The 18,278-nt window shown below is 33.0% G+C and carries 18 protein-coding genes and 2 riboswitches; of the genes, 16 read left to right on the plus strand and 2 right to left on the minus strand.

Going from position 1 to position 18,278, the window contains the following annotated elements; genetic code table 11:
• Positions 1-302 precede the first annotated feature (302 nt).
• The 4 genes from NRK67_10515 to NRK67_10530 all read left to right on the plus strand — a co-directional run bounded on the left by NRK67_10515 (position 303) and on the right by NRK67_10530 (position 5,144).
• Complete coding sequence (locus NRK67_10515; protein ID UUV19834.1) at positions 303-587, plus strand: hypothetical protein; 285 nt, start codon at positions 303-305, stop codon at positions 585-587.
• Positions 581-2,278, plus strand: coding sequence for an ABC transporter ATP-binding protein/permease (locus NRK67_10520; protein ID UUV19835.1), 1,698 nt, complete (start codon positions 581-583; stop codon positions 2,276-2,278). Before NRK67_10515 ends, NRK67_10520 begins: the two co-directional genes overlap by 7 nt.
• A 277-nt stretch (positions 2,279-2,555) precedes the next feature.
• A complete protein-coding gene (locus NRK67_10525; GenBank protein ID UUV19836.1) occupies positions 2,556-3,200 on the plus strand; it encodes a hypothetical protein in 645 nt (214 codons plus the stop codon).
• 270 nt (positions 3,201-3,470) lie between these two features.
• A riboswitch (purine riboswitch) is annotated at positions 3,471-3,568 on the plus strand.
• Positions 3,569-3,857: 289 nt separating this feature from the next.
• On the plus strand, positions 3,858-5,144 hold the full coding sequence (locus tag NRK67_10530) for an NCS2 family permease (protein UUV19837.1): 1,287 nt from the start codon (positions 3,858-3,860) through the stop codon (positions 5,142-5,144).
• Positions 5,145-5,219: 75 nt separating this feature from the next.
• Here NRK67_10530 and NRK67_10535 read toward each other — a convergent pair whose 3' ends face one another.
• Complete coding sequence (locus NRK67_10535; protein UUV19838.1) at positions 5,220-5,672, minus strand: SoxR reducing system RseC family protein; 453 nt, start codon at positions 5,670-5,672, stop codon at positions 5,220-5,222.
• Between the two features lie 202 nt (positions 5,673-5,874).
• Between NRK67_10535 and NRK67_10540 the strand changes: the two genes are divergently transcribed.
• The 12 genes from NRK67_10540 to NRK67_10595 all read left to right on the plus strand — a co-directional run bounded on the left by NRK67_10540 (position 5,875) and on the right by NRK67_10595 (position 17,487).
• Complete coding sequence (locus NRK67_10540; protein UUV19839.1) at positions 5,875-7,149, plus strand: maltose ABC transporter substrate-binding protein; 1,275 nt, start codon at positions 5,875-5,877, stop codon at positions 7,147-7,149.
• A 133-nt stretch (positions 7,150-7,282) separates the two neighbouring features.
• A complete protein-coding gene (locus tag NRK67_10545) occupies positions 7,283-8,572 on the plus strand; it encodes a sugar ABC transporter permease (GenBank protein ID UUV19840.1) in 1,290 nt (429 codons plus the stop codon).
• Positions 8,572-9,411 carry a sugar ABC transporter permease gene (locus NRK67_10550; GenBank protein UUV19841.1) on the plus strand — a complete coding sequence of 280 codons (840 nt, stop codon included), beginning with the start codon at positions 8,572-8,574 and terminating at the stop codon, positions 9,409-9,411. The genes NRK67_10545 and NRK67_10550 overlap by 1 nt, the downstream gene beginning before the upstream one ends.
• 186 nt (positions 9,412-9,597) lie before the next feature.
• Complete coding sequence (locus NRK67_10555; protein ID UUV19925.1) at positions 9,598-10,470, plus strand: radical SAM protein; 873 nt, start codon at positions 9,598-9,600, stop codon at positions 10,468-10,470.
• A 33-nt stretch (positions 10,471-10,503) separates the two neighbouring features.
• Positions 10,504-11,205: an NAD-dependent protein deacylase gene (locus NRK67_10560; GenBank protein ID UUV19842.1), complete on the plus strand. Its 702-nt coding sequence runs from the start codon at positions 10,504-10,506 to the stop codon at positions 11,203-11,205.
• Between the two features lie 60 nt (positions 11,206-11,265).
• Complete coding sequence (locus NRK67_10565) at positions 11,266-11,493, plus strand: hypothetical protein (GenBank protein UUV19843.1); 228 nt, start codon at positions 11,266-11,268, stop codon at positions 11,491-11,493.
• Between the two features lie 100 nt (positions 11,494-11,593).
• Positions 11,594-11,693, plus strand: a riboswitch (TPP riboswitch).
• A gap of 125 nt (positions 11,694-11,818) precedes the next feature.
• Positions 11,819-12,118 (plus strand): thiamine-binding protein, encoded by a 300-nt coding sequence (locus NRK67_10570; protein ID UUV19844.1) that lies wholly within the window; start codon positions 11,819-11,821, stop codon positions 12,116-12,118.
• On the plus strand, positions 12,087-12,860 hold the full coding sequence (locus NRK67_10575) for an ABC transporter permease (protein UUV19845.1): 774 nt from the start codon (positions 12,087-12,089) through the stop codon (positions 12,858-12,860). Before NRK67_10570 ends, NRK67_10575 begins: the two co-directional genes overlap by 32 nt.
• Before the next feature lie 17 nt (positions 12,861-12,877).
• Positions 12,878-13,831 (plus strand): ABC transporter substrate-binding protein, encoded by a 954-nt coding sequence (locus tag NRK67_10580; protein ID UUV19846.1) that lies wholly within the window; start codon positions 12,878-12,880, stop codon positions 13,829-13,831.
• 14 nt (positions 13,832-13,845) lie between these two features.
• The gene (locus NRK67_10585) at positions 13,846-14,574 is read left to right on the plus strand and encodes an ABC transporter ATP-binding protein (protein ID UUV19847.1); all 729 of its coding nucleotides are present in this window, start codon (positions 13,846-13,848) and stop codon (positions 14,572-14,574) included.
• A 10-nt stretch (positions 14,575-14,584) separates the two neighbouring features.
• The gene (locus NRK67_10590) at positions 14,585-15,541 is read left to right on the plus strand and encodes a thiamine ABC transporter substrate-binding protein (GenBank protein ID UUV19848.1); all 957 of its coding nucleotides are present in this window, start codon (positions 14,585-14,587) and stop codon (positions 15,539-15,541) included.
• 440 nt (positions 15,542-15,981) lie between these two features.
• Complete coding sequence (locus tag NRK67_10595) at positions 15,982-17,487, plus strand: ABC transporter permease subunit (GenBank protein UUV19849.1); 1,506 nt, start codon at positions 15,982-15,984, stop codon at positions 17,485-17,487.
• A gap of 122 nt (positions 17,488-17,609) precedes the next feature.
• Here the strand turns inward: NRK67_10595 and NRK67_10600 are convergent, their stop codons facing one another.
• Positions 17,610-18,245, minus strand: a complete 636-nt coding sequence (locus tag NRK67_10600; protein ID UUV19850.1) for a LysE/ArgO family amino acid transporter — start codon at positions 18,243-18,245, stop codon at positions 17,610-17,612.
• Positions 18,246-18,278: the final 33 nt, after the last annotated feature.

Raw genomic sequence — 18,278 nt, forward strand, 5'->3', positions numbered from 1 at the left:
TATAAAGCTTCAATTTTTTCTCTAGTCAGTAGTCTCGCAACAATAGCAACTTTTTTTATTCAAATTATTTTAGGATATATTATTGAAAAAAATGGATTTAATAGTTCATTTTTAATAGGTATTGTTATTTCATGTTTATTAATAGTAAATATTCTTAGAAGGAATTCGAATTTAATTATAAAATGGTTCACTCATGCACCAGATAGATATCTACTTATAGGTAGAAAAAATAGATCTGAAAAAAGGAAGAAAAAATTGAATTTATCAAGGACATCAAAAATTTAAAGAGAGAGGTCTAAATAATGAATAATTTAATAGAACTAAATCATAATAACTCAAAATTTTTTAAAAAGTTAAGAAACTATGGTGTCGATGATCTTAATGGAATTTGTAGTGAGTGTCCTTTAAATTCTGAGTGCTTAGGTGGGTGCAGATTAAATCCATATATTAAAAATAAAAGTATTGTAGGTTCTAACACACTGTGTCAAGAGTTTTATAATAAAGCCAGGAAAGGGAAATTAGAATTAGATACATTTCCTTCTGGAATCCTAACAATTAAGAATTATGGGGGAAGTAAAAAATGTTAAAACAATATTTATTTTTAGAAAAGAAAAAAATGACATTGTTAGTTTTTATTATGCCGATCCATGCATTTCTTCAAACTCTATCTGCTTATGGATTTCAAAGGATGACAGATTCCATATTAGAAAGAGATAGTTCAAGTATTATAGGTTCTTTTATTTTAGTCATATCGATAATCTTATTTTCAATGACGACTTTTGTTGTTAAAAATATAGTTTTTCACCAATACCTATCTAAAAGCCTTCTTTTGGTTAAAAATAGAATCTTCAAAAATATTTTAAACAGACATGTTGTTGAATTCAACGAAAGGAATATAGGGGAGTATAACTCAAGTTTAGTAAATAATATAAATGAACTAAAATATAGGCTGTTTATCCCAAGCTATAATCTGGCCTATAGCGTAATATTAATACTAGCTTCTTCAATTTATCTTATAACTATTGATTATAGGGTTCTTTTATTAGTTATGATCCTTATATTTATCAATATAAAGCTGTCCTTTAGCTTCGGAAATAAGATTGAGAAAAAAAATCAAAGTTATATCCAATCTTCGAATATTTTTTCTAGTAAAATAAATAATTTTTTGCTGGGGTTTGAGGTTTTAAAGTCATTTAACGTAGACAAAAAGATAAGCGATGATTTTAAAAAAATAAATGAAGATGTGGAACAAAACAGGTTTAATGTAGAACTTATTAAAAATCTTGTAGATGGAGTTGTTAGTTTCTCTTCCTCTTTTACTATCACTATTCCTTGGATGATAGGGGCGTACCTTTATTATACAAACACAATTAGTATGGGGAAAATAATGGCTATCTCTCAATTAACAAATTTAATAGCAACTCCTTTGATGAACCTTCTTCAAAACTATAATGAGACTAAAACAGGTATAGGAATAGTTAAAGAGATTGAAAAACTATCTACTGTTAAGCCGGTAAAAAAACGACTGCAGACATTAGATTCTCTTAGAAATTCAATAGAATTAAAAAACTTTTCATTTAGTTATGACACTAAACCAGCACTTGATAATATTAGTTATTGTTTTGAAAAAAATAAAAAATATGCAATTGTAGGATCCAGTGGGAGTGGAAAAACAACCTTAATGAAATTAATTTTGCAATATTATGATAATTATCAGGGAAATTTATTTTTTGACAATAAAGAAGCTAAAGAATTAAAGATAAAAGATATTAACAACATTGTCAGTGTTATTCATCAAAATGTATATTTATTTAATGATACTATTAAAAATAATATTATTTTAGATAAAAATTATTCAGAGAAGGAGTTATCAAAAGCAATTGAACTAAGTGGAATAAATGATTTTATTGATGAGTTTGAAGATGGGCTGGACACCCTTGTTAAGGAAAATTCAAATAATATTAGTGGAGGTCAAAAGCAAAGGATTGCAATTGCCAGATCTTTTATTAAAAATAATGATGTTATTATTGTTGATGAAGGAACTTCTTCTTTAGATAATAACTCTAGTTTTTATATTGAAAACGCTTTATTAAATAAGGGAGGGATTACCTTAATTTCAATTACTCATAAGTTAAACTCTAAATTATTGGAACAATACGATGAAATTTTAGTTTTAAATCACGGAAAACTAGTTGAAGCAGGAGGATTTAAAGAACTTTTAGAATTAAAAGGATATTTCTATAATTTATATTACTTTGGAAGAGGGGATGACTCATAATTTTGTGTAAACTAAAATTTAAAAAAGAAGTTTTTTACGGGACTAGCCAAAAAAGTCTGTAAATAAAATATGAAGAAGCAGCTTCCTGTGGTAGTAATATTACTAAAGGAAGCTATTTTTTATGACAAAAGGAAAAGGTCATGATTTATCAGATAGAAATATTATTTAAATATATCACAAAATTTAATATCAATCGGCACTGTGACAATTAGGTATAAATTTTTATTTTACAATAAAATATATTTTAAAATAAATTCTAATAAAAAAGGGGAAGCTTATGAATAATAAATTTCTAATATCAGTTAAAGGAATCTTGGTATATAACCAAAAATTATTATTACGAAAAAACCAAAGAAATGAATTTGAGTTATTAGGTGGAAAATTAGAAAAAAATGATATTTTTTTTGAAAAAAGACTTATCGAAGAATTCCAAGAAGAAAGTGGGATAAATATCGAAGTTCATTCTAGCAGAGAACCTTGGTTATACACTATAGATAATAAAAATATAATTATTTTGCCATTTGTATGTTCAGCCAAAACGATTCCTACTTATTTATTTGATAGTGATGGAGGAGAGCTTTGCTGGGTTTCTATTGAAGACATAGAAGAGTTAAATATGCCATATGGATACTATGATTCTATAGAAAATAATATTCCAAGAAAAAGTTGTTCTCCATTTGAAGGGAAATATTTTAAAAATATCCCTAATTATGTTGATAACTACTATGAGGTTCTAGTAAAAATAAGAGATAGGAAAGGTAATATTATTTTTTCTAAACCGTTGGAGAACTTTACTACCCCTAGAGAATTAATAGAGAAAGATTTAAAGAGTATAAAAATCAGGTCAGAAATTTGTACTTTAGAAAATTCTAAGTTACACATAAACTACACATTAAATGATAGTGGTTCCGACTTAAAATAAATAATTGAAATAATTTTATTAAAGTATATTTTATAGTAAAACAGTAAAAATATTGAATTTATCAGGGGCATCAAAAATTTAAAGAGAGAGGTTTAAATAATGAATAATTTAATAGCACTGAATCACAATAAATCATTGATAATAAGAGAAGGGAAATTAGGTCTTGGAATGAATATAAGGTAGATGCGTTATCTAGAAACAATAATACCCCTAAATTCTTAAAGAGCGACATATATGAAATGTTTTGTAATTTTATGGAAAAAGTGATATAATCTTCTAAATAAAAAAACTTATATAAATTTCGGATATGGCGAAAAGTTTCTACCAGCTACCTTAAAGAGCTGACTATAAGAAGATAGATACCTAATATTTTAATATATATAGAGGTTCTGTTTTCCTGAAACAAAGGGAAACAGAATCTTTTTTTATTATCCAGGAAATTATACTCGTTAAGGGCATCACCAAGATCTCTACTCGATAAAGAGTATCACCAAAGTATCTAAAAATTTACGATGTAAATTAAGAACTTTGAGATAAAAGATTATAAAAACCTGGATTGTGCTTGATTGGATGCAACGTCACGTTGCTTTTTTATTTAAGAAACTATAAAATTATTGGATTCTACCTATTAAAAAATTTAAGGACGGGGGAAGCAGGATGTTGGAAAGAATGTTTAAATTGACCGAGAGAGAAACTTCGGTAAAGCAAGAGGTTATTGGGGGACTTACTACGTTTATGACTATGTCATATATTATATTTGTAAATCCTTCTATAATGTCAGACACAGGAATGGATAAAGGGGCTCTTATTACTATTACATGTTTAAGTGCTGCAATTGGTAGTTTGATAGCGGCATTTTGGGCAAATGCACCACTTGGATTAGCACCAGGGATGGGACTTAATGCATTTTTTACCTATACATTGGTTATTGGAAAGGGAATACCTTGGGAAACAGCGTTAGGAGTTGTATTTATATCGGGATTATTCTTTTTAGTTATGTCAATTGGAGGAATAAGAGAGAGGATAGCCCAGGCAATTCCTGTGGAACTGAAGATAGCTTCTACAGCGGGAATCGGACTTTTTATAGCTTTTATAGGACTAAAAAGTATGGGACTTATCGTAGCAAATCCGGCAACATTTGTATCACTTGGTAAATTTACTCCTACAGTTGTTTTAGGAGTTATAGGAATCATGGTATCAGCTCTCTTAGAGCTTAGAAATGTAAAGGGTGGAATGTTGATTGGGATGATCACTACGACTGTTTTAGGGATGATGATAGGAGTTGTTGAACTTCCTACACAGATAATCTCAATGCCGCCGTCAATAGCACCTATAGCATTTAAATTAGATATATTAGGAGCTTTACAATTTGCATTGATCGGGCCTATATTTTCATTTATGTTTGTAGACCTGTTTGATTCATTGGGAACTCTTATCGCCTGTGCCAAGGAGATGGGGATGGAAGATGAAGACGGGAATATCTTATCACTGGGTAGGATGATCCATACAGATGTAGCATCTACAATAGTAGGGTCACTATTAGGATCTAGTACCGTTACCACATTATCAGAAACTACAGCAGGGATAGCAGCAGGAGCCAGAACAGGGTTAGCTTCAGTTGTCATCGGGATATTGTTTTTACTTTCACTGTTATTTACACCCATTGTAGGGATTGTACCAGCTTATGCTACAGCACCGGCTCTTATTATTGTTGGAATCTATATGTTTAAAAACCTGAAGGAACTAAATCTCCATGATTTTAAAACAGCGCTGCCAGTATTTGCAACAGTTATCATGATGCCTCTTACATACAGTATCAGTACCGGGCTTAGTTTTGGATTTTTATCATTTATAGTAGTTCATGTAGGAACAGGGGAATATAATAAAGTTTCTCCGGTTTTATGGGCTATAGGGGGACTTTCACTTCTAAGTTTAGTAGTATAAAGAATAAATAAAAAAGAACTCCATGGAGTTCTTTTTTATTGCACTCTGAGAGTTTCTTATTAAGAAACTCTTTTTTTATTCTTTAGGACCACAAGTGGTTATCTTTATCTCATCGGCAGGGACAACTTCCTTGATAGAGATCTCCTCTTTGATCAATTTACTCCCACTTTTTTTATCGTAGATATAAAAACCTAAAAATGATATCACCAGGGTAGCGAAACTGACAAATATTCCCTGCCCTTCACTGGCACCTAATTTAGAAGCTATGATATAGCTTAGAATCATTAAAATTACAGGGAGGATATAGATGAGAAGAGCCAAATTCAAGATAAATTTATTATTTATCTCAAAGGTTATAAGATCTCCTATATTTACTTTTATATCCTCGTTAAGCTCGTATTGATATAGATCAGCTATAGTTTTATCTTTCTGCCCGCATCCAGAGCAGTGAGCACAAGAACTGTCTCTAAATAGTTCTATATATAAATTTTTTCCTTCAATTTTTCTAACAATTCCTTTATTTTCCACAAAGATTCCTCCTAGATACATTATTAATTTATTATATCACATTTCCTGTTATTTTTCTCAGACTCATCCAATGTTCTTAGTGAACGTTTAAAAGCTGTTATGTATGGTTTTGTTACTTAATGGTTGACATTTTGCAAAAAATGAACTAGACTAATAACAGAAGCAAATGAAACGTTTCCAAAAAATTTAAAAGGGGGAAAAAATGAAAAGAATTTTATATGGAATGATGATTTTTATCTTATCATTTGGGATGATGGCATGCGGAGGAAAGGAAGAAAGTAAAGATGCACCTAAAGAAGCAGAAGCTACTCAAACGGCAACTGATGAAGTTGTACCGGAAGAGGGAGCAGTATTAAAAGTATGGGAATCTAAGGGAACGGTTGGAGAATATATTAAATTTGTAGCAAAAAAATATGAAGAAAAATATGGAGTACATGTTGTTTTAGATGAAAACAACATATCTACTATTAAAAATAAAGTAATCCAGGATGGACCAGCAGGAGCAGCAGCAGATGTTTTTGTTGCACCTCATGACCAGATTGGAGATTTGGTTCAATCTGGACTTATCATGGAAAATTTATTGAGTGCAGACAGAGTAAAAAATGACTTTATGCCAGCTGCAAGGATAGCAGTTACAAATGGAGGAAAGGTATACGGATTCCCTCTAGCAATTGAGACATATGCTCTATATTACAACAAGGATCTTTTACCTGAAGCTCCAAAGACATTTGAAGACTTAATTAAATTTGGAGAAAATTTCACAGATAAATCTAAAAATAAATTTGGAATTTTCTGGGACATTCCTAACTTTTATTATGCTCACATGTTCATGGCTATGGATGGAGGATATGTTTTCGGAAAAGATGGTACAGATGCTAACGATATAGGTTTAGATAATGAAGGAGCTATTAAGGGGATAAATGAGATGTTGTTATTAAAATCTATCTCAGTTGAAAATGCAGCAGATGTAAGCTATGACGCCATGACAGGTTTATTTGCAGAAGGGAAAGTAGCTGCTATTATAAACGGGCCATGGGGACTAGAAGGAGCAGAGAAATCAGGAGTTAACTTTGATGTTGCACCGATTCCTACATTTGACGGGAGACATCCGGCTTCATTTTCTGGAATTAGAACTTTATTAGTAAACTCATATACAAAATATCCAAAGGCAGCTCAATTATTTGCTGAATTTGCGACTTCTGATGAGATGTTAGTGGAAAGATTTAAGATGACTAATCAATTGCCGCCAGTTAAGGCACTTATCGATGCACCTGAGATTATTAATCACAAATATACAAAGGCTTTCTTAGAACAGGCTCAATATGCAGTACCTATGCCGGCTATTCCTGAGATGGGATTAATCTGGGAACCAGCAGGAGCAGCAGTTACAGATATTTGGAATGGAAAGGTAACAACTGAAGAAGGATTAAAAAATATGACTAAAATCATAAAAGAGCAGATGGAAACTAGAAAATAAGCAACGTGACGTTGCATCCACTTAAATTTTCTCTCTTTGACGAGGGAAAGAGAGTTATCACCAATAAACATCAGTTAAAAATTTAATGAGCACCTTTCTGGTGCTCAAATAATATGCAGAAAAGAGGTAGGAGATGAATAGGGAAAGAAGATCAATGCTGTTGTCTTGTCTTTTTATGGGACTGGGGCAGTTATATAATAAATATTTTCTTAAGGGAATAGTTTTATTTATAATTGAATTATTATATCTTATAAAAATACCAAGAATTATAAAAGGAATTTGGGGAGTTGTAACACTGGGGGAAACTACTCAGAAAATGAATGGATTCCAAATTATACAGGGAGACCACTCAATTTTTTTACTGATTGAAGGTGTTGTAACTATTATGATGTTGTTTATTCTGTTGGGGTTGTATATATGGAATATTAAAGATGCCAAAAGAATAGGGCATGAGATGGACAATGGTAAATCTTATATGACAACAAAACAATATTTAATAAAGGTATACGATCAGAGCTTTGTGTCTATAATGTTAACACCGGCTACCATGGGTGTATTATTTTTCATCTTGCTACCAATATTAGTAACTGTTCTGGTAGCTTTTACAAATTATTCAGCACCAGATCATATCCCCCCTAGAAATTTAGTGGATTGGGTAGGATTTAAGAATTTTATAGATATTTTCAAGTTAAAAATATGGAGTAAAACATTTTTTAAAATAGGAAGTTGGACAGTTGTATGGGCCATTCTTTCAACACTGTTAAATTATTCGTGTGGGCTTATCATGGCACTTATGATGAACAGAAAAAATATTAAATTTAAAGGTTTCTGGAGAACTATATTTATCCTGCCTTATGCTGTTCCGGCATTTATCTCTCTATTGGTATTTAGATTACTATTTAGTGGAGTCGGACCTGTTAATAATTTAATTGTCAGTTTCGGGTTTGATAAAATACCTTTTTTAACAGATCCATTGTTGGCAAAAGTTAGTCTGATCCTGATCAATACGTGGCTTGGAGCACCATATTTTATGGTATTATTATCGGGATCTCTGACAAATATTTCAGACTCAATCTATGAAGCCGCAGAGATTGACGGTGCTTCTAAATGGGTTCAATTTTGGAAGATAACCTTACCGTTACTATTGTTTCAGACAGCGCCTGTATTAATATTAACTTTTGCATATAACTTTAATAATTTTGGAGCAATATACCTGTTAACAGGTGGAAAACCGACCAATTCAGCCCTGAGATATGCAGGGGAGACAGATATTTTAATAACCTGGATATTTAAATTAACCAGTGATCAAAGTCAATTTCATATGGCGGCAGTGATATCAATAATTTTATTTATTTTTATAGCATCATTTTCCACATATCAATTTATGAAAAGTAAGTCATTTACAGAGGAGGATATGATGTAATGAGTAAAACAAAAATTATAGATAAGATTTTAGATGGGTTAACATACCTCGGTTTAATATTGATAACACTCAGTGTACTTTTGCCTCTGACATGGATTGTATTATCATCTATGCAGGTTGGAAACAGTCTATACAGCTCTAGCTTCTTACCGAATTCATTGACGCTGGATCATTATAAAACTTTGTTTACCAAGACAGATTTTCCCATCTGGTATATGAATACCTTGAAAATAGCAACATTGAATATGATTTTAGGAGTTATTATTACAACTCTTACAGCCTATACATTTTCTCGGTATAAATTTAAGGGAAGAAAACAAGCTATGATAGGAATGCTGGTATTACAGATGTTTCCGTCATTTTTAGCCATGACAGCCATCTATATTTTAATTACTAAGATGGGTCTTATGGACACCCATGCAGGACTTCTAATAGTATATATTGCCGGACAGATTCCATATAATTCATGGCTGGTAAAGGGATATTTTGATGGGATACCTAAGAGTTTAGATGAGGCAGCCAGAGTAGATGGGGCAGGTCATTTGACTATATTCTTAAAGATAATTATGCCTATTACAAAACCAATAGTTGTATTTGTCGCTCTGACAAATTTTATTGGACCATGGTTTGATTTTATCTTTCCTAAATTACTGCTTAGAAGTGCAGATAAAAAAACTCTAGCTGTTGGGATATTTGAATGGATCTCAAGCAGGGCAAATGACAATTTTACACAGTTTGCAGCAGCATCTATATTGATCGCTGTACCTATTGCCGTTTTATTTATGTATCTGCAAAAACATATTGTGGCAGGATTATCTGCCGGAGCAACTAAGGGATAGGGGAAAAACCTCCTAAATTATTGAACTCAATAATTTAGGAGGTTTTTTTATTGTTAAATTATGTTTTGAAGTAACTAACTCCTCGATTTTAAAGAGTTGCATAACAGGAAAGTTTAGTTATTAAGTTTTATTATCCTATGTTATAATAAATACCATAGAAGAGGTGAAAAAATTATGAAAAAAGAGATGAAAAAGTATAAAAAAGTATATATAGAGATAACCAACAGATGTAATTTAAAGTGTAGTTTTTGTCCTCAAGGGGAAAGGGCTCCTAAAATTATGACCACAGATGAATTCAGGCATATCTTAGATGAAATAAAGCCATACAGTGACTATGTCTACCTCCATGTAAAGGGAGAACCATTGTCACATCCAAAGATAGGTGATTTTTTAGACCTTGCAGAGGAAAAGAATATAAAAGTAAACATAACTACCAATGGAACCTTGATAGGCAGAGTAGGAGAGAAAATAGCAGGTAAAAAAGCGTTTAGGCAGATTAATTTTTCCCTCCATTCATTTGATGGTGATATAGATAAGATAGATGAAGATGACTATTTGAAAAAAATATTAGATTTCACAAAAAAATCACTCTCTTTAGAAAATACCTATATCTCCCTGAGGTTGTGGAACTTCCATAGTGGAAATAAAAATAAGGTCCAGATGGAAGGGAACAGGAAGATCTTAGAGAAGATAGAAAGATATTTTGATTTGGATTATAAGATCGAGGAGAAGCTGGTTCCAGGTCGCGGGCTGAAGATAAAAAACAGATTATATCTTAATACAGATCTGGAATTTAAATGGCCGGAACTAGGTGACCAATATGAAAATGAAGACGGGTTTTGCTATGGACTCCGGACTCAGATAGGGATCTTAGTGGATGGAACGGTAATCCCGTGCTGTCTCGACGGTGAAGGAGTAGTAGATCTTGGAAATGTCTTTAAAAAGTCATTTAAAGAGATAGTAGAGGGTGAAAGAGCAACTGCAATCTACGATGGATTCAGCAATAAAAAAGCTGTTGAGGAACTCTGTAAGAAGTGCACTTTTAAGGAAAAGTTTTAAATATAAGGTTACTGTAATTTAGGAGGAAACTCTATGTATGAAAAATTGAAAAAAATAATAGATGAAAGTGATAATATTGTGTTCTTTGGAGGAGCTGGTGTTTCTACAGAAAGCGGGATCCCTGATTTTAGGAGTGCTACAGGTTTGTATTCCCACAGCCCTGAATATCTAGTCAGTAGAACATATTTTGATAAAAACAAAGATGGATTTTTTGAATTTTATAAAAAACATCTGGTGTATTCAGATGTTGAACCAAATGATGCCCACAGGGTCTTGGCATACTTGGAAAAAATAGGTAAATTAAAGGCTGTGATTACCCAGAATATAGACGGACTTCATCAAATGGCAGGGAGTAAAAATGTCTTGGAACTTCATGGAAGTATCCATAGAAACCATTGTATGGACTGCGGGACCTTCTACACCTTAGATGAACTTATGAATAGAAAAGGTGTCCCCCACTGCTCTAAGTGCAGCGGGATAATAAAACCGGATGTTACTCTGTATGAAGAGATTCCAGATATGAATAGTTATGACAGGGCCATGCATTATATTGCCGCTGCAGATGTTTTAATCGTAGGTGGGACTTCATTGGTAGTTCAGCCTGCTGCCTCATTGGTAGATCTTTACAGGGGAAATAAATTAATTTTGATAAATAAAGATTCCACTAGGTATGACAAAAGAGCTGATCTGGTTATTTCAGATAAAATAGGAAAAGTTTTAAAGGCAGTAAAATAGAAGATTAAAGAATCTTTGAATTATAAGCAAAACTAGTTTTAAAATAATAGGAGGAAAAATATGTACGATTTACAGGAATGTGTGGAAAAATTAAATGATTATTTAGAGGAGTTATTGCCTGAGATAGATGGTGAAATAGATATTGATATGAGTGAGGAAAAGGATAACTATTATTGGAATTTTGACTATGACAAAAGAAGTTATATGCTTACTTGTAACAAGGAAACAGGAACTATTCTGGGGGAAAGCTGGAGAGAGGGAAGTAAAGCACAGTATAAAAGACATTAAAAAATAATGAAAATTTTTTACAAGATAAAAACAGCCCTAAAATTTGAGATATATTAAAAAAAAGTTGTAATTTTGGGGTATTCTGATACAATAAAGTACAAATAAGTATTGCAGGAGCTTTTGCTGAGAGGAGATGTTATAGTCTCGACTGTTAACCTGATCTAGATAATGCTAGCGTAGGAGAATTTTTATAGGGTATGAATAGTATATTTGTATTTAATAAGGCTTCCTTCGGGAGGTCTTTTTTGTTTGAGTTAGAGGGGCAATTATTAATTACCCCTACGTATTATTAATTTCGCAAAAGGCGATTAAGAGGAGGAAGGAAATGGCACTGGCAAACATGGATATTCAAATATTACCTACGATAGAGGGTGGAGAAAAGGAAAAGTATACTGTGATAGATAGAGTGATAGAGCATATCATAGGAACTGGGTTAAAGTATGAGGTAGGAGGGCTGGGAACAACTATTGAAGGTGAGTTCAAAGACCTTTTGGGTATATTGGAAAAAGCTCAGGAAATTTGTTTCAATGAAGGTGCTGAAAGGGTAACAACTATAGCAAAATTTGATCATAAAAAAGAAGGGATAACTATAGATGAAAAAGTCGGTAAATACAGAAAAAAATAATCTATTTTTAATAAGTTTGTTGGTATTAGTAGTGGGGTGTGAGGTAATAATCAGAATCTTGGAGATACCCGGATATATTCTGCCAGCTCCGACAAAGGTAATTAAAGCGTTGTACAGCCAAAAAGAAGTTTTATTCAGTCACTCTTTGGTGACTCTCTTTGAAGCTTTGACGGGGTTTATATTATCAATTATATTGGCTCTGATTATAGGAGGAGTCGTATATCCATTTGAGAAGGTAAAAAAAATGCTGTATCCATACCTCTTAATCAGTCAGACGATTCCATTGATCGCCATAGCCCCTGTCATATTGATTTGGTTTGGATTTGGGATTCTGCCTAAGATAATAATAGTGGTATTAATCTGTACATTTCCCATGCTCCTTAGTTTTTTAGGGGGATTGGAGGAGGTAGACAGGGAAATACTGGATCTATTTCAGGTTATGGGAGCCGATAAAAAGTATATATTTTTTAAAGTTATCCTCCCCTCAAGTCTGCCTAGTTTTTTTTCAGGGGTAAAAATAGCGGCGACTTATTCTATAATGGGAGCAGTAATAGGAGAGTGGCTGGGGGCTAAAAGCGGGTTGGGAATATATATGACCAGAGCTATCAGCTCCTTTAAAACAGACTACCTTTTTGCCGCGATAATAGTGGTAGTTATCCTTAGTCTGGTAATTTTTAAGGGGATAGAATATATAGAAAAGGCAGCTATGCCATGGAAACAAGGGAAAAATAGAAATTTGTAGAAGAAATAGGGGGAAGAATGAAAAAAAGAATTATAAGTTTATTGTTAATTTTAAATGTCGTCAGTGTATTTGCACTGGAAAAGGTGGATATAGTTTTGGACTGGACACCTAATACAAATCATACAGGAATATATGTAGCGAAAAAAATGGGATATTTTAAAGCAGAGGGAATAGAGGCGGATATATTACAGCCGGCCAATGGAACTTCTACCCAGTTAATAGCCACAGGAAGAGCTGATTTTGGTGTAACCTATCAGGAAGCTGTAACTTTTGCCAGATTAGAAGGTCTGCCTGTAGTTTCATTGGGAGCAATAATCCAGCATAATACATCTGGTTTTGCTTCATTGAAGGAAAAGGGAATAGAAAAACCAGCGGATTTTAAGGGTAAAAACTATGGTGGATGGGGATCACCGGTAGAGGAAGCTACCCTAAAGGAATTGATAGAAAAAGATGGTGGTAAGATTGGAGATATAAATATTCTTACAACAGGGTCTATGGACTTTTTTAAATCCAGTGCAAATGATGTGGATTTTGCATGGGTATTTGAAGGGTGGACAAATATAGAGGCCAAATTGCAGGGGAAAAAGTTGAACTATATCAGACTTAGAGATTATTCGAAAGATTTAGACTACTACACTCCGATATTTGCAAGTAGTGAAAAACTTATAAAAACAAATCCAAAATTAGTAAAAAAAGTAATGAGAGCTATAAAAAAAGGATATGAATATAGTATAAAAAATCCAGAGAAAGCCGGGGAGATCCTCTTGAAGGATGTCCCGGAATTAGATAGAAATTTAGTTATTGAAAGTCAAAAATATCTGGCTTCTAAATATACCGATGATGCCCCTTACTGGGGACATCAAAAATTAGAAGTATGGGAAAGATATCAAAAATGGCTCTATAAAAATAATTTGATAGAGGGAACTACAGATATGGAAGAAGCTTTCACCAATGAATTTTTGAAAGATTAAAGAATAGGAGATTTATGATATTAGAAATAGAGAAACTATCGAAAAGGTATGGAGATGTAGAAGTAATAAAGGATCTGGATTTACATATAAAAAAAGGAGAGTTTATCTCCATAGTTGGGCCTTCCGGGTGTGGAAAAAGTACTCTTTTTAAGATAATTACAGGCCTTTTGACAGAATATAGCGGCAGAGTCAGGATAGATGGAAATATAGTTAAAAATAAAGTTATCTCCTACCTGCCTCAAAAAGATCTGCTGCTCCCATGGAAGACTCTCTACGAAAATGCTACGATCCCATTAGAAATAAGTGGAGTAAAAAAAGAACGTTGGAAAGAAATCATAGATCCGCTGATGGAAGAGTTTGGTCTTTTAGGATTTGAAAACAGGTATCCCCATGAATTGTCTGGGGGGATGAGACAGAGGGGAGGCCTTCTCAGAAGTTTTTTAATCGATAGTGATCTAATGTTATTGGATGAACCCTTTGGAGCCTTAGATGCTCTGACCAGGTCATCTATGCAGGACTGGCTTTTGGAGATTTGGAAAAAACATAATCATTCTATCTTGTTTATAACCCATGATATAGAGGAAGCTGTCTACCTTTCAGACAGAGTATATATTATGTCTGCCAGACCAGGCAGGTTTTTAGATGAGCTGGAGATCAAATTTTCCAGACCGAGAAAAAAAGAAGTTATCTTGTCACAGGAGTTTTTAGAATATAAGGGAAGAATATTAGAAAAATTAAAATAGGGGGAAGAAGATGAAAAAAAGTATTTTATGGATTTTAATGGTATTATTAGGAGTAACAAGTTTTTCAAAGGAAAAAATAGTGGTTTATGTGCCTAGCTCTATGACATTTTTACAGGAAGAGGTAGGACAGGATTTCTATGATAAAACAGGGGTAGAAGTAGAAATTGTAGGGATAAAAGGAATTCCTGCCAGATTAAAATTAGAAAAAAGAAGACCAAAAGCTGATATAGTTTTGGGGTTATCAGAGATAAATGTAATTCAGGCTAAAAAAGAAGGGACTATAGCCAGCTATAAACCTAAAACAGCCGGGAAGATAATGAAAGAGGAATATATGATAGACAGCGAATGGTATTCTACTCCATTTGATTTCGGATCGTTGGCTATAAATGCAAATAAAGATGGATTTCAAAAGATGCCGGCATCTTTTGAAGATCTTAAGAAGTTAAAAGGACAGTTAATCGTTTTAGATCCTAATTCATTTACCGGTCAGGAGTTTATGATGTGGACAGTTGCAGTATATGGGGAAAACTGGCTTAAATTCTGGGAGGAGTTAAAACCTGCCATGAAAACAGTAGCTCCAGGATGGAGTGAAGGATGGGCAAAATTTACAACCAATGAAGCACCTCTTATGGTAGGTTATGCTACCAGTGATCTTTACTTTGACGAAAAGAGCTCATATAAAAGCTTTATTCCAAGTGAAGGGGGATATATCTATGTACAGGGAGCTTCTATAGTAGCAAAAAAAGATATAAAGGATGGAGCAAAATTATTTATGGACTATATTTTAGAGGAAAAATTCCAAAGAGCCATGGCAGAAAAAAACTATATGCTTCCAGTAACAGATATAAAATTAGGGGATGAATATAGTAGGATTCCGACATCAGCGAAACTAGTAAAAGTTAAGACTAGTGATTTGGAGAAGATAGAGGAATATAAGAAGGAATTAATTAAGTTATTGAAAAGATAAACTATAAATTTCAAAAAAATCTGAAAAAATCTGTGTAATCTGCGACAAATTATTAATTGAGTATAAATAATTTTAATAATCATGAATAGAAAGTTCCAAAGTTTCCGCCTTTGATACGGGATACTTTTTCTCAACAGCAAGAAATAAGTATCCAAAAAGTGCCGGAAGTTTATAAATTGTCTTAGCGGGCAGGTGCCAAGGATCCCCGTTTCTTAGTGGGATGCCTGACGGACATAGAGGGTATAACGAAACTAGTGAGATATTTATTGTGGAGTTGACGACTATAAACTTCAGAGGAAATCAGAGCTATTATCAGATATAATCCGTGTTCTATTGATTTATTCGTGATGATTAGTGTAGATTGGTGGAAAACAAGATTTTTAGACTAGAAATTTTTTGTGATTTGTGGCAAAAATAGTAGAAAAAGTGAGGGAAAAAAGATGAAAAAAGCTAGGATTTTGAATATAGGATATCTGATATTATGGATATTTCCTATATATATATTTGGACGAGATTTCTTCTACTTAGAAGACTTAATAGGAATAATGGATAATGAGACCTTGGGTCTCGTCCTTATGTCATTTAAGCAGGGAATCCTATCTTCAATTTTAGCTTTTATTGCAGCCATCCTTCCTGCATATTATGTGACTTATAGAAGGGGATTACTTAGTACTCTTATGGAGGGGACTATATTTATCCCCTTCTTTTTTCCTGTAATATCTACAGTAATAACATTTTCACTGGTATTCAACCTGCCCTTATTAAAGGATTTAGGAATTTTATACAGTCTGAAAGCTATCTTGATTGCAAATGTATTTTATAATGCACCGATATTTGTAAAATATCTGTCTTTAGGACTGAAGAGGATACCCAATGAAGTGATAGAAGCCGGTTTGGAGTCCGGAGCCAGTAAGTGGGTTATTTTTACAAGGATAAAACTGCCTCTTATCTTACCTCAGATATTCAGAGGGTTTTTCCTGGTATTTACCTATTCATTTACCTCTTTTGGGATAGTACTGTCTCTTGGAGGATTGAAATTTTCCACTCTGGAAGTGGAGATAGTAAATTCCCTTATGGGAAGTGCCGATTTTTCCAGGATGTTTGCTTTGGGGATAGTTCAGTTTATAATCCTGACAGGAGTGAATATTATCGGTGAAAAGATTACCGGATATGAACTGGAGGAGGATGAAAAAGTTGGAGAAGTATCTCTGATTACAGTGATATATAGTTACCTCTTTATTCTCTTTGAATTTGGGATTGTGGGGATAAATTTAGTTTTTTCCTTCTACAACTATTATGACAAGAAGTTTTCTTTGAGGGCTTTTATAGATATCTTATCCCCTGCTTTCAACAAAAAATACCCAGTGATAGAATCTATAATAAACTCAGGGATGATAGCTATGATAACTGCCTTTATAGTGGTAGTATTTACCTATCTGCTGTTAAAATTATCCGGTAAATTCAGCACCTATATTATATTTTCTACCTTTGGAATCTCCAGTGGGTTCTTGGGGATAACCCTGGTCTATACAAATATAATCTATGATATACCCTATATAGTTTTACTTATAGGAGGATTTTTTCTGACTACAGTTCCTCTGGCTTATTCATTTATGTATCAATATATAAAGAAGTTTCCCATGGATATATTAGAAGCCAGCAGTATAGACGGGGCAAATAAATTCCAGACCTTTATCTATGTGGAACTGCCAATCCTAAAGGAAGTTCTGACTGGAACCTACCTGCAGATTTTTGCTGTTATCTATGCAGAGTTTACTATAACCTATACTATGCAGCTGGGAAGATATCTTCCCCTTTCGTCAGTGGTAAACTATAATCTGTATACCAATAAATTATTTTTGGAGAGTGCAGCCATGAGTAGTCTGAATATAGTTATAATAGGGATATTATTTATGATTCCTTATATGAGAAGGAAAAAAATATAGTAAAGGATTTGATTTCAATATTGCATGTGAGGATGAAGAAGATAAAATAGAACATTTGCAGATATAAAAAAAGAACAAGCAGGGAAGCCAGTCAACTCCTCCACTTGTTCTTTTTTTACCTCCTAAGCTATTAAATGATTATCTAGTGCAAAGAAAACTAATTTACTTGCAATTCTAAGCATAATTAAACCGATAACTATATCTAAAATTTTCCAAGTAATTTCTTTTTTAAAAATAGGGATAAGAATTCGCGCCCCATAAGCTAAGCCAAAGAACCAGACAAAGGATGCCGTACAAGCTCCTATAATAAAATCAATCTGTTGGTGCTCAGCAAACTTTGCTCCAATACTTCCTATTAAAATAACAGTGTCTAAATATACATGGGGATTTAAAAGAGTCAGTGCTAGTATAGTAACTATTGTTTTTTTCAATGAATCACTGGTTTTATCATTTCCAACATCAAAGATTTCACTACTCTTAATGGCCTTTATAATAGAAGATATCCCGTAATAAGCAAGAAATATAACCCCAAAAGCTGTAGAAAGAAGCATCAAGGTCTTATTCCCGTCTATTATAGAGCTTAAACCTAAAGTTCCTGCTGTAATGAGTATCATATCTAAGATAGAGCATAATAATGCTGTTATAAATACATGTTTTTTTAATATTCCATTTTTCAAAACATAACTATTTTGTGCTCCTATAGCTATAATTAAACTGATTCCAACTCCAAATCCCTGGGTAAATACCGATAAATCCATTTTTATCCCTCCTAAAAAATAGTTGTTGTTACT

The sequence above is a fragment of the Fusobacteria bacterium ZRK30 genome, from assembly GCA_024628785.1.
Lineage (GTDB): Bacteria > Fusobacteriota > Fusobacteriia > Fusobacteriales > Fusobacteriaceae > Psychrilyobacter.